Source organism: Streptomyces tricolor (assembly GCF_002155905.1).
In the GTDB taxonomy this organism is placed as follows: domain Bacteria; phylum Actinomycetota; class Actinomycetes; order Streptomycetales; family Streptomycetaceae; genus Streptomyces; species Streptomyces tricolor.
Genome location: NZ_MUMF01000321.1, coordinates 1 through 21,120, shown reverse-complemented (window position 1 = coordinate 21,120; position 21,120 = coordinate 1). Strand labels below are relative to the sequence as shown.

The 21,120-nt window shown below is 69.6% G+C and carries 37 protein-coding genes; 32 read left to right on the top strand and 5 right to left on the bottom strand.

Translation table 11 applies throughout. The features are described from left to right. Together CCN44_RS23065 and CCN44_RS23060 are read left to right on the top strand one after the other, a co-directional pair. Nucleotides 1–1,083: acetyl-CoA C-acetyltransferase (locus CCN44_RS23065; RefSeq protein ID WP_086699149.1), on the top strand; the 1,083-nt coding region annotated here is incomplete at its 5' end. 53 nt (nt 1,084–1,136) lie between these two features. Next, nucleotides 1,137–3,320 (top strand): 3-hydroxyacyl-CoA dehydrogenase NAD-binding domain-containing protein, encoded by a 2,184-nt coding sequence (locus CCN44_RS23060; RefSeq protein ID WP_086699146.1) that lies wholly within the window; start codon nt 1,137–1,139, stop codon nt 3,318–3,320. Here the strand turns inward: CCN44_RS23060 and CCN44_RS23055 are convergent. Next, nucleotides 3,306–4,013, bottom strand: coding sequence for a MerR family transcriptional regulator (locus tag CCN44_RS23055; RefSeq protein ID WP_059254556.1), 708 nt, complete (start codon nt 4,011–4,013; stop codon nt 3,306–3,308). The genes CCN44_RS23060 and CCN44_RS23055 overlap by 15 nt on opposite strands. A gap of 231 nt (nt 4,014–4,244) precedes the next feature. On the opposite strand from CCN44_RS23055, the gene CCN44_RS23050 reads away from it, so the two are divergent. Continuing rightward, the gene (locus tag CCN44_RS23050) at nt 4,245–5,711 is read left to right on the top strand and encodes an amino acid permease (RefSeq protein WP_059254558.1); all 1,467 of its coding nucleotides are present in this window, start codon (nt 4,245–4,247) and stop codon (nt 5,709–5,711) included. 52 nt (nt 5,712–5,763) lie between these two features. Here CCN44_RS23050 and CCN44_RS23045 read toward each other — a convergent pair whose 3' ends face one another. The 3 genes from CCN44_RS23045 to CCN44_RS23035 form a co-directional block, all read right to left on the bottom strand. After that, nucleotides 5,764–7,143, bottom strand: coding sequence for a tyrosine-type recombinase/integrase (locus tag CCN44_RS23045; protein WP_086699143.1), 1,380 nt, complete (start codon nt 7,141–7,143; stop codon nt 5,764–5,766). Between the two features lie 86 nt (nt 7,144–7,229). Next, the gene (locus tag CCN44_RS44085) at nt 7,230–7,436 is read right to left on the bottom strand and encodes a hypothetical protein (RefSeq protein ID WP_086699140.1); all 207 of its coding nucleotides are present in this window, start codon (nt 7,434–7,436) and stop codon (nt 7,230–7,232) included. A 162-nt stretch (nt 7,437–7,598) separates the two neighbouring features. Then, a complete protein-coding gene (locus tag CCN44_RS23035) occupies nt 7,599–8,042 on the bottom strand; it encodes a hypothetical protein (protein WP_086699137.1) in 444 nt (147 codons plus the stop codon). A gap of 174 nt (nt 8,043–8,216) precedes the next feature. Here CCN44_RS23035 and CCN44_RS23030 point away from each other — a divergent pair, with 174 nt between their 5' ends. From CCN44_RS23030 to CCN44_RS22920, 26 genes are all read left to right on the top strand, one after another. After that, nucleotides 8,217–8,519, top strand: coding sequence for a helix-turn-helix domain-containing protein (locus CCN44_RS23030; protein ID WP_086699134.1), 303 nt, complete (start codon nt 8,217–8,219; stop codon nt 8,517–8,519). Next, nucleotides 8,470–8,811 (top strand): hypothetical protein, encoded by a 342-nt coding sequence (locus CCN44_RS23025; RefSeq protein WP_086699132.1) that lies wholly within the window; start codon nt 8,470–8,472, stop codon nt 8,809–8,811. The genes CCN44_RS23030 and CCN44_RS23025 overlap by 50 nt, the downstream gene beginning before the upstream one ends. Before the next feature lie 97 nt (nt 8,812–8,908). After that, complete coding sequence (locus tag CCN44_RS23020) at nt 8,909–9,334, top strand: DUF6197 family protein (RefSeq protein ID WP_143649923.1); 426 nt, start codon at nt 8,909–8,911, stop codon at nt 9,332–9,334. Then, on the top strand, nt 9,331–9,522 hold the full coding sequence (locus CCN44_RS23015) for a hypothetical protein (RefSeq protein WP_086699126.1): 192 nt from the start codon (nt 9,331–9,333) through the stop codon (nt 9,520–9,522). Before CCN44_RS23020 ends, CCN44_RS23015 begins: the two co-directional genes overlap by 4 nt. Next, nucleotides 9,519–10,016 carry a hypothetical protein gene (locus tag CCN44_RS23010; protein WP_086699123.1) on the top strand — a complete coding sequence of 166 codons (498 nt, stop codon included), beginning with the start codon at nt 9,519–9,521 and terminating at the stop codon, nt 10,014–10,016. The genes CCN44_RS23015 and CCN44_RS23010 overlap by 4 nt, the downstream gene beginning before the upstream one ends. 199 nt (nt 10,017–10,215) lie before the next feature. Next, a complete protein-coding gene (locus CCN44_RS23005; protein WP_086699120.1) occupies nt 10,216–10,590 on the top strand; it encodes a hypothetical protein in 375 nt (124 codons plus the stop codon). Next, entirely contained in the window at nt 10,587–10,859 is a 273-nt protein-coding gene (locus tag CCN44_RS23000) for a hypothetical protein (protein ID WP_086699117.1), read from the top strand. Before CCN44_RS23005 ends, CCN44_RS23000 begins: the two co-directional genes overlap by 4 nt. Beyond that, nucleotides 10,856–11,059 (top strand): hypothetical protein, encoded by a 204-nt coding sequence (locus tag CCN44_RS43375; protein WP_107502101.1) that lies wholly within the window; start codon nt 10,856–10,858, stop codon nt 11,057–11,059. The genes CCN44_RS23000 and CCN44_RS43375 overlap by 4 nt, the downstream gene beginning before the upstream one ends. Next, nucleotides 11,056–11,283: a DeoR family transcriptional regulator gene (locus CCN44_RS44080; RefSeq protein WP_143649921.1), complete on the top strand. Its 228-nt coding sequence runs from the start codon at nt 11,056–11,058 to the stop codon at nt 11,281–11,283. The genes CCN44_RS43375 and CCN44_RS44080 overlap by 4 nt, the downstream gene beginning before the upstream one ends. Then, nucleotides 11,280–12,323 carry a phage recombination protein Bet gene (gene bet, locus CCN44_RS22995; RefSeq protein ID WP_143649919.1) on the top strand — a complete coding sequence of 348 codons (1,044 nt, stop codon included), beginning with the start codon at nt 11,280–11,282 and terminating at the stop codon, nt 12,321–12,323. Before CCN44_RS44080 ends, bet begins: the two co-directional genes overlap by 4 nt. A gap of 70 nt (nt 12,324–12,393) precedes the next feature. Beyond that, nucleotides 12,394–12,924: a hypothetical protein gene (locus CCN44_RS22990; protein ID WP_086699110.1), complete on the top strand. Its 531-nt coding sequence runs from the start codon at nt 12,394–12,396 to the stop codon at nt 12,922–12,924. Next, on the top strand, nt 12,921–13,556 hold the full coding sequence (locus CCN44_RS22985; protein ID WP_086699107.1) for a hypothetical protein: 636 nt from the start codon (nt 12,921–12,923) through the stop codon (nt 13,554–13,556). The genes CCN44_RS22990 and CCN44_RS22985 overlap by 4 nt, the downstream gene beginning before the upstream one ends. Beyond that, a complete protein-coding gene (locus CCN44_RS22980; protein WP_086699104.1) occupies nt 13,553–14,275 on the top strand; it encodes an exonuclease domain-containing protein in 723 nt (240 codons plus the stop codon). The genes CCN44_RS22985 and CCN44_RS22980 overlap by 4 nt, the downstream gene beginning before the upstream one ends. Then, entirely contained in the window at nt 14,275–14,625 is a 351-nt protein-coding gene (locus CCN44_RS22975; RefSeq protein ID WP_086699101.1) for a hypothetical protein, read from the top strand. The genes CCN44_RS22980 and CCN44_RS22975 overlap by 1 nt, the downstream gene beginning before the upstream one ends. After that, nucleotides 14,622–14,861 carry a hypothetical protein gene (locus CCN44_RS22970; protein ID WP_086699098.1) on the top strand — a complete coding sequence of 80 codons (240 nt, stop codon included), beginning with the start codon at nt 14,622–14,624 and terminating at the stop codon, nt 14,859–14,861. Before CCN44_RS22975 ends, CCN44_RS22970 begins: the two co-directional genes overlap by 4 nt. After that, nucleotides 14,858–15,145: a hypothetical protein gene (locus tag CCN44_RS22965; protein WP_086699095.1), complete on the top strand. Its 288-nt coding sequence runs from the start codon at nt 14,858–14,860 to the stop codon at nt 15,143–15,145. The genes CCN44_RS22970 and CCN44_RS22965 overlap by 4 nt, the downstream gene beginning before the upstream one ends. Continuing rightward, nucleotides 15,142–15,402, top strand: a complete 261-nt coding sequence (locus tag CCN44_RS22960; RefSeq protein ID WP_086699093.1) for a hypothetical protein — start codon at nt 15,142–15,144, stop codon at nt 15,400–15,402. Before CCN44_RS22965 ends, CCN44_RS22960 begins: the two co-directional genes overlap by 4 nt. Further along, nucleotides 15,399–15,773 carry a restriction endonuclease gene (locus CCN44_RS22955; RefSeq protein WP_086699090.1) on the top strand — a complete coding sequence of 125 codons (375 nt, stop codon included), beginning with the start codon at nt 15,399–15,401 and terminating at the stop codon, nt 15,771–15,773. The genes CCN44_RS22960 and CCN44_RS22955 overlap by 4 nt, the downstream gene beginning before the upstream one ends. Further along, nucleotides 15,773–16,213 (top strand): hypothetical protein, encoded by a 441-nt coding sequence (locus CCN44_RS22950; protein ID WP_086699088.1) that lies wholly within the window; start codon nt 15,773–15,775, stop codon nt 16,211–16,213. Before CCN44_RS22955 ends, CCN44_RS22950 begins: the two co-directional genes overlap by 1 nt. Continuing rightward, nucleotides 16,213–16,908, top strand: a complete 696-nt coding sequence (locus tag CCN44_RS22945) for a WhiB family transcriptional regulator (RefSeq protein WP_086699085.1) — start codon at nt 16,213–16,215, stop codon at nt 16,906–16,908. The genes CCN44_RS22950 and CCN44_RS22945 overlap by 1 nt, the downstream gene beginning before the upstream one ends. Further along, the gene (locus CCN44_RS47855; protein WP_086699083.1) at nt 16,905–17,474 is read left to right on the top strand and encodes a WhiB family transcriptional regulator; all 570 of its coding nucleotides are present in this window, start codon (nt 16,905–16,907) and stop codon (nt 17,472–17,474) included. The genes CCN44_RS22945 and CCN44_RS47855 overlap by 4 nt, the downstream gene beginning before the upstream one ends. A 77-nt stretch (nt 17,475–17,551) precedes the next feature. Beyond that, nucleotides 17,552–17,716 carry a hypothetical protein gene (locus tag CCN44_RS22935; RefSeq protein WP_167404018.1) on the top strand — a complete coding sequence of 55 codons (165 nt, stop codon included), beginning with the start codon at nt 17,552–17,554 and terminating at the stop codon, nt 17,714–17,716. Further along, the gene (locus CCN44_RS44505; protein WP_158103138.1) at nt 17,713–17,886 is read left to right on the top strand and encodes a hypothetical protein; all 174 of its coding nucleotides are present in this window, start codon (nt 17,713–17,715) and stop codon (nt 17,884–17,886) included. Before CCN44_RS22935 ends, CCN44_RS44505 begins: the two co-directional genes overlap by 4 nt. After that, nucleotides 17,886–18,068 carry a helix-turn-helix domain-containing protein gene (locus CCN44_RS22930; protein WP_086699077.1) on the top strand — a complete coding sequence of 61 codons (183 nt, stop codon included), beginning with the start codon at nt 17,886–17,888 and terminating at the stop codon, nt 18,066–18,068. The genes CCN44_RS44505 and CCN44_RS22930 overlap by 1 nt, the downstream gene beginning before the upstream one ends. Before the next feature lie 12 nt (nt 18,069–18,080). Next, nucleotides 18,081–18,407 (top strand): hypothetical protein, encoded by a 327-nt coding sequence (locus CCN44_RS22925; protein WP_086699073.1) that lies wholly within the window; start codon nt 18,081–18,083, stop codon nt 18,405–18,407. Then, nucleotides 18,407–18,601, top strand: coding sequence for a hypothetical protein (locus CCN44_RS22920; protein WP_086699070.1), 195 nt, complete (start codon nt 18,407–18,409; stop codon nt 18,599–18,601). Before CCN44_RS22925 ends, CCN44_RS22920 begins: the two co-directional genes overlap by 1 nt. A 265-nt stretch (nt 18,602–18,866) precedes the next feature. On the opposite strand, the gene CCN44_RS22915 is transcribed toward CCN44_RS22920, so the two are convergent. Continuing rightward, nucleotides 18,867–19,187: a type II toxin-antitoxin system Phd/YefM family antitoxin gene (locus CCN44_RS22915; protein ID WP_158103137.1), complete on the bottom strand. Its 321-nt coding sequence runs from the start codon at nt 19,185–19,187 to the stop codon at nt 18,867–18,869. A gap of 175 nt (nt 19,188–19,362) precedes the next feature. Between CCN44_RS22915 and CCN44_RS22910 the strand changes: the two genes are divergently transcribed. The 3 genes from CCN44_RS22910 to CCN44_RS22900 all read left to right on the top strand — a co-directional run. Then, nucleotides 19,363–20,322, top strand: coding sequence for a hypothetical protein (locus CCN44_RS22910; protein ID WP_086699065.1), 960 nt, complete (start codon nt 19,363–19,365; stop codon nt 20,320–20,322). Next, nucleotides 20,319–20,750 (top strand): hypothetical protein, encoded by a 432-nt coding sequence (locus tag CCN44_RS22905; RefSeq protein ID WP_086699062.1) that lies wholly within the window; start codon nt 20,319–20,321, stop codon nt 20,748–20,750. Before CCN44_RS22910 ends, CCN44_RS22905 begins: the two co-directional genes overlap by 4 nt. Continuing rightward, nucleotides 20,747–21,120, top strand: a 374-nt coding sequence (locus tag CCN44_RS22900) for a hypothetical protein (protein WP_208639817.1), incomplete at its 3' end; no start/stop codon positions are given. The genes CCN44_RS22905 and CCN44_RS22900, both read left to right, overlap by 4 nt.

The following is a 21,120-nucleotide window of genomic DNA, read 5'->3' as shown; positions in this document are numbered from 1 at the left end:
CCCGGCCTGGACCCGGCCGCGATCGACGACATCGTGCTCGGTGTCGTCGGCCCGGTCGGCGACCAGGGCTCCGACATCGCCCGGATCGCCGCCATCGCCGCCGGACTGCCGGACACGGTCGCCGGCGTGCAGGAGAACCGCTTCTGTGCCTCCGGCCTGGAGGCCGTCAACCTGGCCGCCGCCAAGGTCCGCTCCGGCTGGGAGGACCTGGTCCTCGCGGGCGGCGTCGAGTCCATGTCCCGGGTCCCGATGGCCTCGGACGGCGGCGCCTGGTTCAACGACCCGATGACCAACCTCGCCGTCAACTTCGTCCCGCAGGGCATCGGCGCCGACCTGATCGCCACCATCGAGGGCTTCTCCCGCCGGGACGTGGACGAGTACGCGGCCCTGTCCCAGGAGCGCGCCGCCACCGCCTGGAAGGAGGGCCGCTTCGACCGCTCCGTGGTCCCCGTGAAGGACCGCAACGGCCTGGTCGTCCTCGACCACGACGAGCACCTGCGCCCCGGCACCACCGCCGACTCCCTCGCCAAGCTCAAGCCGTCCTTCGCGGACATCGGCGACCTGGGCGGCTTCGACGCGGTCGCGCTCCAGAAGTACCACTGGGTCGAGAAGATCGACCACGTCCACCACGCGGGCAACTCCTCCGGGATCGTGGACGGCGCCTCGCTGGTCGCGATCGGCTCCAAGGAGGTCGGCGAGCGCTACGGCCTCACTCCGCGCGCGCGGATCATCTCCGCGGCCGTCTCCGGCTCCGAGCCGACCATCATGCTCACCGGCCCCGCCCCCGCCACCCGCAAGGCCCTGGCGAAGGCCGGGCTCACCATCGACGACATCGACCTGGTCGAGATCAACGAGGCGTTCGCCGCGGTCGTGCTGCGCTTCGTGAAGGACATGGGCCTGTCCCTGGACAAGGTCAACGTCAACGGCGGCGCCATCGCGCTCGGCCACCCGCTCGGCGCCACCGGTGCCATGATCCTCGGCTCGCTCATCGACGAGCTGGAGCGCCAGGACAAGCGCTACGGCCTCGCCACGCTGTGCGTCGGCGGCGGCATGGGCATCGCCACCATCGTCGAGCGCATCTGACCTCCCCGCGGAACCGAGCGACCGCAGACCTCAACGGAGACGAGACGACTGTCATGACCGAGAGCACCACCATCCGCTGGGAGCAGGACGACACCGGTGTCGTCACCCTCGTCCTGGACGACCCCCACCAGTCCGCGAACACCATGAACCAGGCGTTCCGCGACTCCCTCGCCGTGATCACCGACCGGCTGGAGGCCGAGCGGGACTCCATCCGGGGCATCATCGTCACCTCCGCGAAGAAGACCTTCTTCGCGGGCGGCGACCTGCGCGACCTGATCCGGGTCACGCCCGAGACCGCACAGGAGCTGTTCGACGGCGGCCTCGCCATCAAGCGGAACCTGCGCCGCATCGAGACCCTCGGCAAGCCCGTCGTCGCCGCGATCAACGGCGCGGCCCTCGGCGGCGGTTTCGAACTGGCCCTCGCCTGCCACCACCGGGTGGCCCTCGACACCCCCGGCACCAAGATCGGCTGCCCCGAGGTCACCCTCGGCCTGCTCCCCGGCGGCGGCGGAGTCGTGCGCACCGTCCGGCTGCTGGGCATCGCGGACGCCCTGCTGAAGGTGCTCCTCCAGGGCCAGCAGTACAACGCGCGGCGCGCCCAGGAGAACGGCCTCGTCCACGAGGTCGCCGCCACCCCCGAGGAACTGCTCGCCAAGGCCCGGGCCTTCATCGACGCCCACCCCGAGTCCCAGCAGCCCTGGGACAAGCCCGGCTACAAGATCCCCGGCGGCACCCCGGCCCACCCGAAGTTCGCCGCGAACCTGCCCGCGTTCCCGGCCAACCTGCGCAAGCAGACCCACGGCGCCCCCTACCCGGCGCCGCGCAACATCCTCGCCGCCGCCGTCGAGGGCTCCCAGGTCGACTTCGAGACGGCCCAGGTCATCGAGGCCCGCTACTTCGTGGAACTGGCCGCGGGCCAGACCTCGAAGAACATGATCCAGGCGTTCTTCTTCGACCTCCAGGCGGTCAACTCGGGCGCCAACCGCCCCCAGGGCGTCGAGCCCCGCCAGGTCCGCAAGGTGGCCGTCCTCGGCGCCGGCATGATGGGCGCCGGCATCGCCTACGCGTGCGCCCGCGCGGGCATCGACGTCGTCCTCAAGGACGTCTCCCTGGAGGCGGCCGTCAAGGGCAAGGGCTACTCCGAGAAGCTGTGCGCCAAGGCCGTCTCCCGGGGCCGCACCAGCCAGGAGAAGGCGGACGCGCTGCTGGCCCGGATCACCCCCACCGCCGAGGCGGCCGACCTCGCGGGCTGTGACGCGGTCATCGAGGCCGTGTTCGAGGACACCGCCCTCAAGCACAAGGTGTTCCAGGAGATCGAACAGGTCGTCGCCCCCGACGCGCTGCTGTGCTCCAACACCTCCACGCTGCCCATCACCACGCTCGCCGAGGGCGTGCAGCGCCAGGCCGACTTCATCGGACTGCACTTCTTCTCCCCGGTCGACAAGATGCCGCTGGTGGAGATCATCAAGGGCGAGCGCACCGGCGACGAGGCCCTCGCGCGCGCCTTCGACCTGGTCCGGCAGATCAACAAGACGCCGATCGTCGTCAACGACTCGCGCGGCTTCTTCACCTCCCGGGTGATCGGCCACTTCATCAACGAGGGCGTCGCCATGGTCGGCGAGGGCATCGAGCCCGCCTCCGTGGAGCAGGCCGCCGCCCAGGCCGGCTACCCGGCCAAGGTGCTCTCCCTCATGGACGAGCTGACCCTCACCCTGCCGCGGAAGATCCGCAACGAGACCAGGCGGGCCGTGGAGGAGTCCGGCGCCACCTGGACCGCGCACCCGGCGGAGGCGGTCATCGACCGCATGGTCGACGAGTTCGGCCGCACCGGCCGCAGCGGCGGCGCGGGCTTCTACGACTACACCGAGGACGGCAAGCGGGCGGGGCTCTGGCCGGGCCTGCGCGAGCACTTCACCAGGCCCGGGTACGAGATCCCGTTCCGGGACATGCAGGAGCGGATGCTCTTCGCCGAGGCGCTGGACACCGTACGCCTCCTGGAGGAGGGCGTCCTCACCTCCGTCGCCGACGCCAACATCGGCTCGATCTTCGGCATCGGCTTCCCCGGCTGGACCGGCGGTGTGCTCCAGTACATCAACGGCTACGAAGGGGGCCTGCCCGGATTCGTGGCCCGCGCGCGCGAGCTGGCCGAGCGCTACGGCGAGCGGTTCACCCCGCCCGCGCTGCTCGTGGCGAAGGCGGAGAAGGGGGAGCCGTTCAGCGACTCAGCCCGTTCCTGAGCCGGTGAGCCACTCGCTCAGCTCTTCCCGCAGCGATCGCTGGAAGGTGGTCAGCAGCGCCTGCACCACCAAGGGGTGCATGTGCGCCGACAGGGACTTCACGTCCCGGGCGTCCCGCTCCTCCACCTCGCCGCGCAGGAGCTGGGAGAGTTCGTGAGCCGCGGCGCGCGAGTGCTCCACGAGCACCTTGCGCGCCGCGAGGATCGCCTCCTGCGACAGCGGTACGTCGAGGAGCTGGACGCCGAGCCGGAGCAGCCCGGCGTCCACCCGGAAGGTGTCCCCGTCACCCGGCACCACGACGTTCATCGCCGCCAGCCGCTCCAGGTCCTCCGCGCCGAGCGGACGGCCCGCGCGCCGCTCCAGCTCCGGGCGCGACACCGTCTCCACCGTGTCCGGCGCCCAGGACGCGACCACCGCCCGGTGGATGGCCAGATCGTGCGGGGTGAGGTCCGGCGGCAGCTGCCGCAGGTACCGCTCGATCGCCGCCAGGGTCATGCCCTGCTGCTGGAGCTCCTCGATGAGCGCCAGGCGCGCCACATGCCCGGGACCGTAGTGACCCACCCGGCGCGGACCGATCACCGGCGGCGGGAGCAGCCCCTTGCTGCCGTAGAAGCGGACGGTACGGACGGTGACGCCCGCCCGCGCGGCCAGCTCGTCGATGGTGAGCGGCGTCTGATCGGTACCGGTCGTCATGTGCAGCAGTATCGCTGTCTCACCAATGGTGTGAAACCCGGGGAAGCCCGTGGTGAGCCCGTGGACGGCGTGTGAGAAGAACCGCTCTGTGACGTGGACCACCGCATATCGGCTGATCCCTCTGGGAAGCTGCTGCCTTGGTCTGTGCCGCAACACGAGGGTGGTGCGGGCCAAGACCTGCACGACCCCCGGGCCCACGAGGTCCGGGCGCACCAGGAAGTGGAACCACCCGTGAGCAAGGAAGCCGTGGAATCGGCACCGGTCACCACCCACCCGCAGGTGGCCCAGACGCCCGCGGACGCGGGCGACGCCGGTTACAGCAAGGACCTCAAGGCCCGCCACGTCAACATGATCGCCATCGGCGGCGCCATCGGCACCGGCCTCTTCCTGGGCGCCGGAGGACGCCTGCACAACGCTGGCCCGGCCCTCGCCCTGGCCTACCTGGTCTGCGGCGTCTTCGCCTTCTTCGTCGTCCGGGCCCTGGGCGAGCTGGTCCTGTACCGCCCGTCCTCCGGGTCCTTCGTGTCGTACGCGCGCGAGTTCCTCGGCGAGAAGGGCGCCTACGTCGCCGGCTGGATGTACTTCCTGAACTGGTCGACCACCGGCATCGCCGACATCACCGCGATCGCGCTCTACACGCACTACTGGAGCCTGTTCACCTCCATACCCCAGTGGGTGCTGGCCCTGATCGCCCTCGCCGTCGTCCTCGCCGTGAACCTGATCTCGGTGAAGATCTTCGGTGAGATGGAGTTCTGGTTCGCGATCATCAAGGTCGCCACCCTCGTCGGCTTCATGCTGATCGGCATCTTCCTGCTGGCCACCCAGCACGACGTCGGCGGCAGCAAGCCGGGCCTCAGCGTCATCACCGACAACGGCGGCGTCTTCCCGCACGGCCTGATGCCGGTCGTCCTGGTCATGCAGGGCGTGATCTTCGCCTACGCGGCCCTGGAGCTGGTCGGCGTGGCCGCCGGCGAGACCGCCGAGCCGGAGAAGATCGTCCCGCGCGCGGTGAACTCGATCATGTGGCGCGTGGGCCTGTTCTACGTGGGCTCCGTCGTGCTGCTCGCCCTGCTGCTGCCCGGTTCCGTGTACTCCGCCGACCAGAGCCCGTTCGTCACGGTGCTGTCCAAGATCGGCGTGCCCGCGGCCGGCGACGTGATGAACCTGGTCGTGCTGACCGCCGCCATGTCCTCGCTCAACTCCGGCCTGTACTCCACCGGCCGCATCCTGCGCTCGATGGCCATGGCCGGCTCGGCGCCGAAGTTCACCGCCCGCATGAACCGCAGCCAGGTGCCCTACGGCGGCATCCTGCTGACCTGCGCGGTCTGCGTGCTCGGTGTCGGCCTGAACTACCTGGTGCCCAGCCAGGCCTTCGAGATCGTGCTGAACGTCGCCTCGCTCGGCATCATCAGCACCTGGGTGATCATCATGATCTGCCACCTGATCTTCGTCCGCCGCGCCCGCGCGGGCCTGGTGGACCGGCCGCACTTCCAGCTGAAGTTCAGCCCGGTCACGGAGATCGCCACCATCGCGTTCCTGCTGGTCTGCCTCGGCATGATGTGGAACGACGCCGAGGTGGGCCGCAAGACCCTGCTGCTCATCCCGCTGATCGCCGTCATGCTGGTGGCCGGCTGGTTCGGCATCCGCCGCCAGGCGTCGAAGAACTCCGGCCAGGAGCTGACCGAGCTGTCCAAGTAGCGGCTCGGCGCCACTGTCAGTGGCATCGCCTACGGTGGCGTCATGTCGGAGATCACAGTTGACCAATCACCGGTAGGCCGCTGAACTGCTGAAACGCCTCCCCGTCAGAGCATGATGGGAGAGGAATGGGAAACGGAGGCACCCACAAGCCCTTCGCAACCACGTTCTTCTCCCACACGGTCTGAAGGTACGTGACGATCCGCCTCTCCATCCCGATCGTCACCCGGCTGTACACGCCCTCCATGCCGGCCACCTCGTGCCCCATGCGGGCCTCCTTGGCGATCGGGGCGATGTCCGCGCCAGGCTCGTCCAGCAGCTCCCTGTGCCAGTGCCGCAACCGGTAGATGTCCTGCCCAGCCATCTCCGGCACCGCTGGAATCTTCGGACGCGCATACCGCGACTTCCACCGCCCCTGCGGCTTGCGTTCCTCAGCGCCATCTCGGATCGGTTTCCAATACGAGTCGGTGAACGGGGTCGACAGCAGGTGCTTGCCGCTCATTGCCGGGAACACCCACGGCGATGAATGAGAGGCCAGCAGCGCTTTATGCATCTCATGCAGGAATGGTGGGATGACCAATGTCCTGTAGCTGTCGTACTTCGGCCCGGCCAGGGTCGGCACGCTGTCCACGTAGTACGCCTGGTGCTGCACCCGAAGCGCATGCATTCCCTTGTACCGCTTTGCCGCCTCACGGCCGCGCGACGGCACAGGGTCAGTGCCTGGCCAGTTAGGCGAAGCGAAGCCGCGCTGGAAGCCGACCATCTCGCCGGGTGGCCGCATGCCGGTGAAGGCCAGCGTCCAGATGAACGTCCAGCCAGTGAAGCCCCACACGGTGTGGGCGTTTGAGGCGAGCTGGTGTACCGCCTCGAATGGCAGCTCCGTTTTGACGCGTGCCACTTGCCGTTTCTTGTATCGTCCGCGGCGCCGCTGTTCGATGATGGGCGAGTCGGCCCGTAGCCGGTACTTGGTGACGGCATCCTCCATGAGCATTTTGAAGATGCCGGTGATTTGGCCGGCGTAGTTCTCTGAGTACTGGTCCGTGATCCCGCGTTTCCATACGTCGTACTCGATGGGCGTAATGTCGCCAACGGGTCGACTTCCCCAGTACGGTTCGATGACTGACCGGAGGATGGATCTGTATGTCCGGGTGGAGTTGTGCCGGACATCCGTGGCGTCGAACCACATCCAGATGTACTGGGACATGAGGGTCGAGGCGTCGGCGCGACGCACCCCCTTGCCGTGCCGTTGCTCATATTCGCGGTCGAGACCGTAGGTGTAAGCCTCGTGCTCATCGGCGAACTTGACTCCGGGTGCCGGGCCGGAGGCGCTGTCGTACAGCTTCTTGTTGGTGGGCTTCCCGTCGGCGTCGAGCTTGTACTGCCCGTTCCACCACTTCACGCGGATGCTGTTGCCGCGCACCTCTACGTAGGGCATGCGTGACCCCCGATGCGTCCTGCTGGTTGAACCGCGGATGTGCCGGCGTAGCACCCCTGCCGCCGGCCTCCGCGTGCTGACTGCTCCTACTCTGCCGTGCTTGCCGCTTGCCCGACGGGGCATTCGGCGCAGGTGGTGCAGTCGATTCCCTGGCCTGCCATCAGCCGCCTTACGCGTGCCTGAATCACCCGGTCGGTGGCTGTGGCGGTGGCCAGGATGCAGACGATGCCTCGCGCCGTTTCGGTTACCCGCGCGGTGAAGCCGGGTGCGTCGTACGTGATGATCGTTGCCATAGGTGTTCCCCCCGTCTCTGGGTGAACCCCTCAGGTGGACTTGAAGCCTGACACGAGGAACCCCTGTGCGGGTAGTGGTGATTGAGGATTCACCAACCCCGGAAGGTCACGATCCAGTAACGGTAAAAAGGTTGTAGGCCTGAAGTCCCCAGTTCATGTGGGCTACGGCACCAGACCGCGCCTTCGCAACTCCTGCACAATCTCTTCATTTAGTGCCTGGATCTGGCGTCCGGTCAGTTCTGGCGCGACCAGCATCGCGGAGCGCGTCACGGCGTCGGGCAGTCCGGCCGCGAGGGCGTCTGCGTCGAGCCGGGTGATCTGCCCGCCCTCGATCAACTCGGTGCCGTCCTCAAGGACAACGCTGTCGGCGGAGCCGTCGAGGACCGCTTTGCAGGAGCCGGCGCGCATGCCGAAGCCGACCTCGACCTTGGCGTAGCTGGAGGCTCGGACTGGTTGGGCGTCCTCAATCTTCCAGTACGTCATGTAGGCGATGCCGCAGGTCTCGGCGGCTTCCTGCTTTTTCAGGCCTAGCTGGGCACGGCGCTGCGCCACCAGGTTGGCGAGTCGCTGGCGGTGGAGAGCGGCCTGATCGCTGGGGGGCGTCATGTCGACATGATGGCAGCTACCTCTAGCTACCGCTATACGCACCTATATGCATGGCCGGATACGCGGGGTGACGGGCCGGTTGTCTGCCGCAAAGCTATGGCCATCTATACACACTCGTAAGTTACTCATGAGTACATCTAGTTGCATCTAGATTCTTGCGCTACCTTCAATGGCATGGAGAGACCCCAACCCACCTTCCAGGTGGAAGGGGCGGCCATCCGCACCCTCCGCATGAAGCTCGGGCTCACCCAGGCCCAACTCGCCGAACTCGCCCAGATCAGCAGGCCCTACGTGACCCAGCTCGAAAACGGCGACCGAAGCGACATGCGGCCCCCCACGTACAAGCGCCTGCGCACCGCCCTCCAGATCCAGGAAGACGACCGCTCGCTCCTCACCCCACCCGAAGAGCAGCACGGAAAGGAGAGCCATGCCCGCCACGACGGCGAGCCCCGCCCGCACCCGCAAGACCCCGGCTGAGCCGCGGGTTCTGGAGAACTTCTACACGGTCGCCGAGGCCGCGGTCCGGCTGAAGCTCCGCGACGCCGACGACCCCACCACCAAGGGGGAGAAGGTCCTCCGCGACGGCGTCAACCTGCACGGCTGGCCCTGCCACCGCTACCCGAACCGGCTCCTGTTCAGCGACTCCGACCTCGCCGAGATCGCCGAGCTGCACCGCAACCGCAAGGACAAGCGCGCCGGCCGCCGCAGCCCGACCTCCGGCTACCGGCCCCGCCGCTCGCGCACCAAGACGCCGGCCTCCGGCTCCTGATCAACCCCTGAACGCGCCGAAGGGCCGCCCGTTGCTTGCCGGCCCGGACGACCCCACGACTCGGCGCCCCTACGAATCACAGAAGGAGAGGCCACCGATGGCCACATCATTGCAGACCCGCAGCAGGGTGATGCCGCTGCATCAGTCGCCGCAGGCGCGGCCGACGACCGTCCCGGCAGTGTTCCGGGCTGCCGCGCGGATCATTGCGGCGAACGGCCTGTGGCAGGGCGACTACGTCCCGGACCCGTTCGACCGGGAGATGTGCATCCCGCACGCGCTGCGGCCGATGAGCATCGTGGCCGCGCTGAAGTGCGCGGTGTCGGGTGACCCGCACACGTGGTCGATGCTCGCGGACGAGGCGATCGGCGTGCTGGCGCTGCGCCTGAACGACGGCCCGGAGTACGGCGACATCGACTCCCTGGAGGAGCACGTCGACGCCTGGGGCGACGCGGAGGGCCGGACGACCGAGAGTGCCGTGGCGGTGCTGGAGGCGGCTGCGGACGCGAACGAGGTGGCGTCGTGAGTGCGCTGCGGATGGTCCGTGCGGAGGACCTGGAGGAGGCCCGCCTCGCGGAGGTGGACCAGGACTTCATGGACTACTTCGGCCCGGATTGGGCTCGGTGGCGGCCGTGGCAGCAGGAGCAGTACCTCGCGGCGATCGAGCAGGTCCACGCTGAGTTCGCCCCGCAGCAGGGGCAGGTGGCGGCATGAACACCCGCAGCGTGAACAGCGCGGCCGGCGTCATCTTGGCCGCGATGCAGCAGAACCGGACGCCGGCGGGGATCGCGTTGGCGTTGGAGTCGGCGGGCTTGCTGATGTCGCCGGAGGCTGCGGCGGATCTGGCGTCGGTGTCGTCGGACGCGGTGCAGGTGGCTGAGCGCGCGGTCGGCGAGCTGAAGCGAGAGCACGGTATCTCCGGCGGGCTGCAGCGGCTACTGGACAAGGCGTACGACGACCTGACCGGCGCGAACCTGTCCCTCTACGAGGAGGAACTGGAGACCGCGCGGCTGAGGTTGGCGCTGAGGTCGGCGCAGCGCGGGCGTCGGGAGGCGCGTGCCCGGGTGGCCGCGCTGCTCGCGGAGCGGCACGCGACGAACGAGGCGCTCGCGGACGTGACGGTGGCGCAGCGTGCGGCGGACCGGCTGACGCGGTTGCTCACGCCGACGCAGGCCCTGCGTGAGCCCGAGCCGGGTGTCGCCCCGTGATGTGGCTGCTGGGTACGGCGTTCGGGTTCCTCGCGCTGTGGCTTGTGCAGTGGGCCGTTGGTGGTCCGAGCGTGCCGCGTGTGTCCCGCCGTCGTACGCCGCCTGGGCCGCGTGTCCCGCATTGGGCGCGGACCGGCCACCTTCCCGTCTCTCCTTCTTCTTCTGCGGCTGCTGGCCGCCATCGCCGAAAGGCCACCCGATGAACACCACTCCCGTGGACGGGCCGTTCCCGATCCGCGTCAACGTCACCCCGTCCGGCTGTGAACTGGACATCAGCTCGTTCCTGTTCAAGGCCGTGTTCACCGAGCTGATCAGCGCCGCCGACGAGGACCCCGAGGGCCTGGTCGAGGAGCTGAAGGACATGGCTGAGCTGCTGCGCTCCGCTGTCCATCAGGGCCGCGACTCCCACGCCCGGCACGAGTTCGACGCGCGGATGGTGCAGATGCTCGCAGAGTACGCGGGTGACGGGCTGATCCCCGTGTACGGCGCGCAGGTCGGCCGGCTCCGTGACCGGCTCGCCGAGATCGCCACCCCCCGCTCCGTCCCCACCCAGCAGGACCGGAGGGCGTCGTGAAGACCATCATCCGATTCGAGGAGCCCGCTCACCAGGCGCTCCGCTCCGACGAGTCACTGGACGCCCTCGTCAACGCGCTCAAGGCGCGCCCCGGTAAGTGGGCGCTGCTGGGCAGGTACGACACGTCCGGCGTAATGCGGCAGACCGCCTACGAGATCCGCCGCGGGCTTCGCCGTCACTTCGCCGACGGCCGGTTCGAGACCGAGTCTCAGACGATGTTCGGCGAGCACCGGGTCTACATCAGGTACATGGGCGGTGAGGTCCGATGACCGCGCTTCAGCCTGAGATTACGGCGCTCATCGCTCGGCAGCAGCGTCTCGCCGAGGGCATCGCCGCCGAGGCCCGCCACCAGATGGACCCCGCGGAGATCGACGTCGAGACCGCGTTCACCCGCCTCGCCTGCGAGCACCCCAAGGCCTGCTCGTGCGACAGCAACTACCCGGGATGGACGCCCGGAGGTGCCGCGTGAGCACCGCCCAGCAGCGCCGTACCCGGCTCCTCGACACCATCCGCGAGCAGCCGCACGAGGTCCGTACCGGCGAGGTCATGGCCCTGTACCGGGCCAACGGCTGGGGCCCGTCCCGGACGACCGCCCGCCGCGATCTCCAGTACCTCGCCCGTCACGGCCAGCTCGCCGAGCACGGTCCGGTGAACGACCGCTTCTACACCCTCAGGAAGGACGTGCGCCCGTGAGCGCTGAACTCGTGCAGACGGCGGGAGCCCTCGCCATCCGCCCCGACCAAACCCAGTGGACTGAGCAACAGGCCGTCGTCCTGCGGCAGTCCGGCATCGGCGACACCGTCACCCGCGCCGAACTCGACGGGTTCCTGCATCTCTGCCAGCGCACCGGCCTGGACCCGTTCTCCCGGCAGATCTACCTGATCGGCCGGTGGGACAAGCGGGCCGGACGCGAGGTCTACACGCCGCAGACCGGCATCGACGGGTACCGCGTTGTTGCCCGCCGCGCTGCCGCCAAGTCGCGCGGCAGCTACGGCTACGAGGACACCTTGTGGTGCGACGCCTCAGGTCAGTGGCGGGACGTCTGGCTTGCCGAGGAGCCGCCGGCCGCGGCGAAGGTGACTGTCCTCCGGGACGGGCTGCGGTTCTCGGCGGTGGCCCTGTACCGCGAGTACGTCCAGACGAACCGGGACGGCAAGCCGATCGGTCTGTGGGCGAAGATGCCCGCCGGCCAGCTGGGCAAGTGCGCCGAGGCGCTCGCGCTGCGGAAGGCGTTCCCGCACGACCTGGCCGGGGTGTACACGGCTGAGGAGATGGCGCAGGCCGACAACCCCGCCCCGGCCCGGCATCTGCAATCGGTGCGGCAGGCCGAGGGGTACGCCGAGGCGGAGGGCGACCTGTCCGGTGGCCGGGACTTCATCAACGAGGCGACCGAGGCCGCCGACGCGAACGCGGTCCGCGGGGTGTGGCAGGCGGCGAAGCAGGCCGGGGCCCCGGCGCACGTGCTGAACGAGATCGTTGCGATCGGCAAGGAGAAGGCCGCCGCCGAGCAGCAGCCGGAAGCTGCGGCCGACGAGGTCACCGAAGCCGAGGTCGTCGCGGAGGGCGAGACCGAAGCCGACGCCGCCGAACGTGCCCTCCGCGCCGCCGCCGCGAACGCCGGACTCGACAACCTCGACGAGGAGTTCGAGCGCTCCTACGGCCTGCCCATCGCCCAGGCCGGCGCACAGCAACTGCGCGAGATGACCGCGATCCTCACCGGCTCCGCCGCCTGACCGCCACAAGTTGAGGCCGTCCTGCCCGTTCACAGCAGGCAGGACGGCCCCGCCCAAGGAGACCACGAAGATGAACCTGAAGGAAGCAGCAGCGCGCGAGGCCGCGCTGAAAACGCTCCTCGACGTCGTGGAAGCCGAGTACAAGGCCGCCCGCGCCGAGACCCGCACCGCCCTAGAATCCGCCGCCGAAACCACCGGCGTCCGCCAGGTCGCCGTCACCCTCCCCGACGGCCCCGACATCGCCACCGTCAGCCTCTCCTCCGGCGAAGCCGCGGCCAAGGTCGTGGACGAGGAGGCCTACACCGCCTGGGTCCGCGACCACTACGCCACTGAGGTCGAGCGCCGCTTCATCACCGCCGTCCGACCCGCATTCACGGACCGGCTGCTCAAGCAGATGACCGCGGCCGGCGCCGCCGAGTACGCCGACCCGGAGACCGGCGTCATCCACGAGGTCCCCGGCGTCGCCATCGCCCCGGCCCGCGCGCGCACCCACTCCGTCCGCTTCAAGAAGGACGGCCGAGACCAGGTCATGCAGGCCTGGCGCGAGGGCCGCCTCACCGCGGCCATCCTCCCGGAGCTGACTGCCGGTGGTGCGGAATGAGGGTTCGCGTCATCGCCGTCGGCGAGCGAGTAGGTCGGCTCGTCGTCACAGCCGAGCGGAACACCACCGACCAGACGATCCACGTGCGCTGCGACTGCGGAACAGAGAAGACGGTCAACCTCAAGCACTGGGGCGAGACCCAATCGTGTGGGTGCCTTGTGGAAGAGCGCTCCCGCGCCGTGCACGTTACCCACGGGATGACCCGCACCACCGAGTTCAAGATCTGGAGCGGCATCCTCGCCCGAACGACCAACCCGAATGACCCCAACTACCCCAATTACGGTGGCCGCGGCATCACCATCTGCGAGCGGTGGCGGAACTCCTTCGAGAGCTTCTATGCCGATATGGGGCCGCGACCCCAGGGCCGCAGCATCGACCGCATCGACAACGACGGTCCTTACGCGCCCGGGAATTGCCGTTGGGCAACCCCGCGTGAACAGGCGCTCAACCGCAGGAAGCGGAAGTCCCCGCCTCCCCTGACCGAGTGCGGCGCCGGCCACGCCATGACGGACGAGAACACCTACACGGACCCCCGCTCCGGCCGAGGTAAGTGCCGCGCCTGCCGCACTGCGCGAACTGCCGAGTGGCGCGCCCGGAAGCAGCAGGGCATTGCGAAGGAGACATCGGCATGAGCTTCTTGCAGGTTCGTCGCCTGGCCTGGGATACGGAGACCACGTCGACCGATCCGACCGAGGCCCGGATCGTCACCGCAGCTCTTGTCGGGCGCGGCGGTGGCGGAGCCGACCGGGTGCAGACGTGGCTGATCAACCCGGGAGTGCCCATTCCCCCCGAGACGACCGCCATCCACGGAGTGGACGACGAGCGGGCGATGGCCGACGGCCAGGACCCGCGGTCGGCGCTCGATGAGATCGCCGACACGATCGCCAAGGCCATCGACTACGGCATGCCGATCGTCGCCTACAACACCGCTTACGACTGGTCCGTCCTGCACCACGAACTGCAGCGGCACGGCCTGCGCCCGGTCATCGACCGCATCCACATGGACGAGCCGTACACACTGCTGGACCCCCTCGTTATCGACAAGCAGTGCGACCGGTACCGCAAGGGCTCCCGGAAGCTGCAGACCGTCGCCGAGCACTACGGCGTCACGCTGACCGACTGGCACACAGCGGACGCCGACGCCACCGCCGCACTCGGCATCGCCGACGAGCTGTACCGCCGCTACCCGCAGCTCGACGAGATGGGCCCGAAACAGCTGTACGCCGCGCAGAAGGCGTGGCGAGCGGAGCAGCAGGCGGGACTGCAGGAGTACCTGCGCCGCACGAAGCCGACCGCGGCCTGTGACCCGGCCTGGCCCCTGATCCCGCGCTCCAGGAAGGAGGGCCAGTGATGTTCGTGACCCTGGCCAAGTACAACGACCTCCGCCGCAGCCTCGCCGGTGAGTCGAAGCGCCGGCAGGAAGCCGAGCAGCAGGTCGAGAACCAGAAGACCGCGATCACGCGCCTGCAAGCCCAGCTCGCTCACGACCGCGACGAGCACCCCGACAGCCCGGTCCCGGTGCAGCCCGCGACCGGTGACGCCCGGCTGGTGCAGCAGTTGGCCCTGTCGGAGAGGGCCCGGAAGGCGCTGGACGAGCGGGTCCTGGAGCTGCACCGCGCGAACATGCACCAGGAGCACGAGCTGACCCAGCTCCGCGAGCAGCTCGCCGCGCTCCAGACCGTGCCGGGGGTGGCGTCATGACCCCGGAGATCACCCTCGGTGCCGCCTCCCTGATGGGCTCCCTCGTCGTCGCGACCGTCGCGGTGCGCTGGGCTGTCCGCCCGGCTCCGGTGCGGGGTCGGCACCGCCGGGAGTACGGCGCCGCCACCGTGCAGCAGTGGGTGCACTGCCCGGCGTGCGCGGGGACGACGACGGCGACCGTGCACGGTACGACGCTCCGCTGCGACGCCGGCCACCTCCTCGGGGGTGAGTGGTGAGCCTCCACGACATCGAGCAGCGGATCATCGGCGCCGCCTGGGCCTACGGCCTGCTCCTCGCCGCGATCGTCACGATCCTCACCGCGGTGCTCGTCTGCTCCGGGATCAGCGCCCTCGCCTGCCGCTGGCGGGCCCGCCGCGACGACTTCGGCCCGGCCGGCAACCGGCTGTGGGAAGAGGTCGACGCCCACCTCGAAGACGTCATCGCCGCCGATCCGCAGCTCGCCGCCGGCCTCGACCGGCTCAACGCCGCCGTCCGCAACCAGCACAAGGGGGTCCAGTGACCATCCTCAAGTTGCCTCACGGGCACGTCAACACCTACAAGGCCGGCTGCCGCTGCCCCGCCTGCCGCGACGCCAACCGGGTCTACCAGAGCGCCGCGAACGCGCGCCGCCGCCTGGACCCGTCGGGCGCCGACCGCGCTGGTCACGGGAAGCGCAGCACCTACAACAACTACGGGTGCCGCTGCTTGCTCTGCCGTGTCGCGAGCGCGAACGCCCAGCGCGACTACCGCGAGCGCCGGAAGGCGGGTGCGCAGTGACCACCCCGACGAAGCCGCGCTCCGCCTACCACCGCGGTCGGGACCTGGAGCACCGCGTCCGCACCCACCTCCGTGAGGAGGGCTACGAGGTACTCCGCACCGCCGGCTCGAAGAGCAAGGTGGACCTGGTCGCGATCAAGCCGGGTCAGATCCTGTTCGTCCAGTGCAAGCGGTCCGGTGCCCTCCCGCCGGCGGAGTGGAACGCGCTGTGGGACCTCGCGCAGATGGTCGGCGCGGTGCCGGTGCTCGCCGAGCAGCTGACCCGGGGCCGCCGTTACTGGCGGCTCACCGCCCGCAAGGACCGTCCGGGCGCCCGGCAGCCGTACGTCGAGCTGACGCTGGACGAACTCGCCGCGGGGGTGGCTGTCTGATGCCGCCTCGTCCGAAGGCCCCCCGCGCCGACGTCATCGCCCTCCTCCAGGAGGGCCGCTCGGACAAGTACATCGGCCGGACCCTGCGCACCAGCCCCATGCGGGTGGCCCGGATCCGCGCCGACTTGGAACTGCCCCGCTACCAGCACGCTGTCGTCTCCCTCGAACAGGCGTGGGCCGCCCGCACCCAGCCCACCACGGACGGCCACCTGCTCTGGCACGGCTTCCACCGCGAGGGCATCCACCCCGTCCTCAAGCACCAGGGCGCCGAGCACTCCGCCCGCCGCCTCGCCTTCCGTATCGCCCACGGCCGCGAACCTGAGGGGCACGTGATGGCCGGCTGCGGACTCCGCGAGTGCGTCCACCCGCGGCATGTCGAGGACCAGCCGATGCGCGACCAACTCCGCACCCAGTTCACCGCGATCTTCGGAGCAGCGTGATGCCCGACCACAGCCACATCGCCACCACCACGACCTGGCACCAGCACGCCGCCTGCCGCGCCGACAACATCAGCCCTGACGCCATGTTCCCCGACAACAACAAGACCGAGATCGAGCGCGCCAAGGCCATCTGCCGCGGCTGCTCCGTGTGGAAGGAATGCCTGCTCGACGCGCTCGCCACCGGTGACACCGAGTGGGGGATCCGCGGGGGCCTGCGGCCCGAGGAGCGGCGAAAGATCGCCAACACCGGAGTCCTGCCCAAGCCCGCTGCGCCTGCACCCGCGCGGACACCGAAGCCGGCGAAGCGTGCTACCGCGCACGAGGAACCGCCCAAGACGCTCGCCGAGGCCTTCGCGCGTCGCACCGTCCGCACCGACGACGGTCACGTCATCTGGTACGGCGCCAAGCAGATCCGGTTCCAGGGCGTCCAGTACACCGCCCTGCGTGTCGCCTTCGCAGTCGGGCACGGCCGTGAACCCGAGGGCCCCTTGCGGCGCACGTGCGGCAGGAACTGCTACCGCGCCGACCACCTCACCGACGCTCGGATCCGCGCCGAGCAGGCCGACTGCGGCACCACGGCCGGCTATCTGCGCCACCGGCGGAACGGCGAGGCGACGTGCGGGCCGTGCCGGAAGGCGAACACCGCAGCGAACTACCGGCCCAAGGCCGCTACCGACAGGAAGGCAGCAGCGTGAGCAACTACACCGGCAGCGTCCCCGACACCGCGCGCAAGACGGACTGGCGGACCCGCGCCGCCTGCCAGGACGTAGACCCGGGGATCTTCTTCAGCGCCCTCAGCGAGGAGACCGCGAAGGCCGTCTGCCGCAGCTGCCCGGTGGTCGAGCAGTGCCTGCAGTTCGCCCTGGACGAGGACATCCAGTTCGGCGTGTATGGCGGCCTCAACGAGGACGAGCGCCGCAGTCTCCGCCGTCAGGCCGTGCGCCGCCAGCTGACCACCGAGGAACTCACCGAGCGGTCGCGGTACGCCCGCCAGCCGAAGGAACCCCGCACCCTAGCGTGGCTGTTCGAGATCAACACCATCGCGGCGTTCGGTGACCACCTCACCTGGACCGGCCCGAACAAGGCCAAGTTCCAGGGCCGCACGTACACACCGAAGCAGGTCGCGTTCCTGGTGGGCCGCGGCCGGCCAGCTACGGGAATTCTGCGGTCGACGTGCGGCACCCCGGAGTGCGTGCGCCCGGAACACATCGCTGACACGGCGGAGCGTCACAGGATGACGCCCGAGGTCGACGCGGCCTGATGGCCTGCGATCACTGGATCGGTGCTGAGCAACGGTACTGCCGCAGCACCGATCAGGTCCGCCACTTCCTGCCAGGCATGCGCTGCCCGGCCCACACCCCGAACGCCCTGAAGGGCCTGCCCGAGGTACCGCCCGGCCCGGGCCGGCCCCGCGACTGGGCGACCCCGCTCCCGCCTCGTACCCCGACCGCCCGCGACAAGCGGCCCCTGGCCGCCGTGAAACCCACCGAGGAGTCCCGATGATCCGCTTCCTGGCCGGCCTCGCCGCCGCCGTCGTTGCGGGTGGCATCACCCGCCTGTTCACCACCTCGGTGCCGTGGCTGCTGCTCGTCGGCCTCGCCGCCGCGGCCGTCGTCTGGTTCGGCCAGTACGGCGTCCGCGCCGTCGCCGACGCCCTGGAGGACGTCTTCTGATGGCCACCGACCAGCAGCGCGCCTGGAACAACGGCGGCCGCACCCCGCCCGGGCACAAGCCGTCGAAGGTCACGCCCGCCCAGCGGGACGAGATCTGCCGCCGCCTCGCCGCCAACGAATCCCCGCAGGCCCTCGCCGCGGAGTACGGGGTCAGCGTCCACACGATCTACCGCTACCGCTGAGAGGAGACCCCGATGACCGCCCCGATACAACCCGCCCTCGACGGCAGCGTGCCCGCGCCGGTGCTCGACTACCACACGTGGGTCGACACCGTGCGGCCCTACTACGTCGCCGTGTGCCGGACCGGACGCCGCTGGACCTGCTACGAGATCGCCGACGAGCACCAGCTCCCCGAACCGCCCAACCCGCGTGCCGACTGGGGGAACTTCACACAGTCCCTCGCCCGTGACGGCGTCGCCGAGCACTGCGGCTTCGACCGGTCCAGCCGGCCGACGGGCGAGAAGAGCGCCGTGGCGGTGTGGCGCGGCACCCGCGCGGCGCAGGCCGGGAGGGTCGCCTGATGGCCGCCCGCTCCTGGCGCCCAGACGGGCCCGGCAGCTTCCAGGCCCCGGCCGGCGTCCACGCGGTCACCGACCGGACCGGCCGCCGCTGGACCCGCAGCGGCACCCGCTGGACGTGCACCGGCTCGCACTACATCCGCTGGCGGGTCCTCGTCGCCGACCACGGGCCCGTGACCGAGGAGACCCACCCATGACCTGCACCGAAACATGCAAGGAGGGTCATTGCCGGGGTCATTTCAGCTCTCCGCCCGGAAGCAGACCGGGCTTCATACCCGGCAATCACTGTCATTTCGGCTGAAATTTCGAGTCCGTGGCCGCTGCGAAATGACCCCTGAAATGACCCTCCTCGGGCCTTTCTTCGCAGGTCAGAGCGCACAAACCTTGATCCACCGTCACGCATACAGCAGAGCCCCGCACCAGCACGGCGCGGGGCCCGGAGAGAAGGGGAGGGGAACGGTGTCACGACTCGGTGATGTTCAACGCGGCGTTCACGTCCTCCCGGGCTGTGCCCAGCGCTGCGCGCAGGTAGCCGCCCTTGATGCGGGTGTCCGACTTTTCGCCGGCCAGCTCTTCCTCCGCCCGCTGCTCCAGGGCCTCGATGAGCGCCCGGTCGCGGAGGGCCTGCTCGTAGAAGTCGTGGCTGACGATCACGGCCGCTTCCTTGCCCCGGTTCACCAGAATCGTCGGCTCGCCGGCGAAGCGAGCACGGGCGATCACCTCGCCCAGGACGTTGCGTGCCTCGGCGATCTGGTTGCGGTGGACGGTCGGCCTCTCACTCATGGGCTCAGCGTAACTGCTGATGGCCGTGATGGTCATGGTAGCTCCCTTAGCTCTCTCGTCTCTCTTAGCGTTCTTAGCTATGATAGCTACAGCGGGGAGGGGTTGAACAGACCTCCCTAAGCGCCCTGGTTCCGCGCGCCCAATCCCCGATCACGACGCACGAGAGAAGCGCTTCATGGCCTGGTTCGCCCTCGATGACGGGTTCGACTCGCACCCCAAGGTGCGCAAGGTGGGTAACGCCGCCGTCGGCCTCTTCGTCCGGCTCGGCGTACACGCCACCAAGCACCTCACTGAGGGGCACCTGGACGGCGACATCGTCCGGGACTACGGAACTGCGGCCACGATCCGCAAGCTGATCACCGTCGGCATGCTTCACGAGCCCGGCCACGGCTGCCCTCGCTGCCCGCAGCCGGCCGTCGACGGCTACTACATCCACGACTACCTCGACTACAACAAGTCCCGCGCGCAGATCGAAGCCGCGCGGGAGGCGGCCCGGAAGCGGCAGCAGCGGGGTCGGGACACGGCCCGCGCGAACCGGAACGCGCGTGATTCTGCGGCGAATCTGAGCTCAAACTCGCGCCAGAGTGCGCGCAGTTCGCAGCCAAACTGCGACGAAAATGCACCCCTGTTTGAGGATAGCGCCGCAGGTCAGGACGGTCTGTCACAGCGTGACACCCATGAGGGTGCGACGGTTGTCCCCTCCCCTCCCCTCCCCTCCCATAACTACGACGGGGCTGATGTAGGTGGGGAAGCTACCGGTAGTAGGCCGGCTGATCTTGACGACCTCGCGCCCACCCCAATCGAGGTTGACGGCTTCCAGCTCACCGACTCCATGCGCCGCTGGGCCCACGCCACCTATCCGGTGCTCGACGTCGACCACTCCACCGCCCAGTTCGTCTCCCACTACCGCTCCACCGGCGCCCGCCGAAAGAGCTGGCCCGACGCCTGGCAGAAGTGGATTCGCGACGACGCCCAACGCGCCGCACAACGCGGCTACGCCGCCCGCCCCGGAAACGTCATCGCCCTACCCGGCCAGCCGGCGGCCCGCCGCATGTCCACCACCGATCAGCGGGTGCAGCAGGCCCTCGACGTCGCTGCCGAACTCCGCGCCCTCGAAGAAGGGAACACCGCATGACCACGCTCCACGAAGAGCTGAACCGCATCGGCCACCAGATGCTCAGCCGCCGAGTGCGCGCCGCCGAGGCCGTCGCCTGGCAGGCCCTCAACATCACCCCGCTGAAAGACGAGACCGCTGAGCAGATCCTCGCCCGCATCCGCTTCAGCGCCGAGCGCAACCACCCGGAGCTGATCATCCGGTTTGAGCACTCCCGGCAGGACATCTACCGGCTCGCCGAGGACTGCGGCTGCGACCCTGACAGCGAGGGCTACGGCGACGACCACTGTGAGTCCGAGGAGGGCGGCGAGTACCTGTGCGGCCGTCAGCACCTCGGCACTGTCTGCGGCAACTGTGAGACCGAGGACGGCCCGTCCTGGCGGCCCGACCGCTACGAGTGGCCGTGCCCGACCGTCGCGAAGCTCGATGGCGTCGAGGTGACCCGGTGACCCCGTCGCAGACCGCGGAACTCCTCGGCTTCGCCGCCGCCTTCGACCGCCGCACCGTCGGCAAATCCGACGCCCTCGCCTGGCACACCATCCTCCACGACATCGACTACCAAGACGCCAAGGCAGCCGTCGCCGCGCACTACGCCACCGAAACCCGGTGGATCATGCCCGCCGACATCCGCAACGCCGTCACCAAAGCACGCGCCGACACCGCCGCCGACATCCAAGGCCCCGGCCTCCCCCCGGAGATCCCCGACGCCGACCCCGATGACGTACCCGCCTACCTCGCCGCCGTCCGTGAACAGCGGCACCGCGCCGCCGACGGCCACGAGCTGAAGCGGCGCCCCGTCGCCGAGCTGCTGGCCGGCGT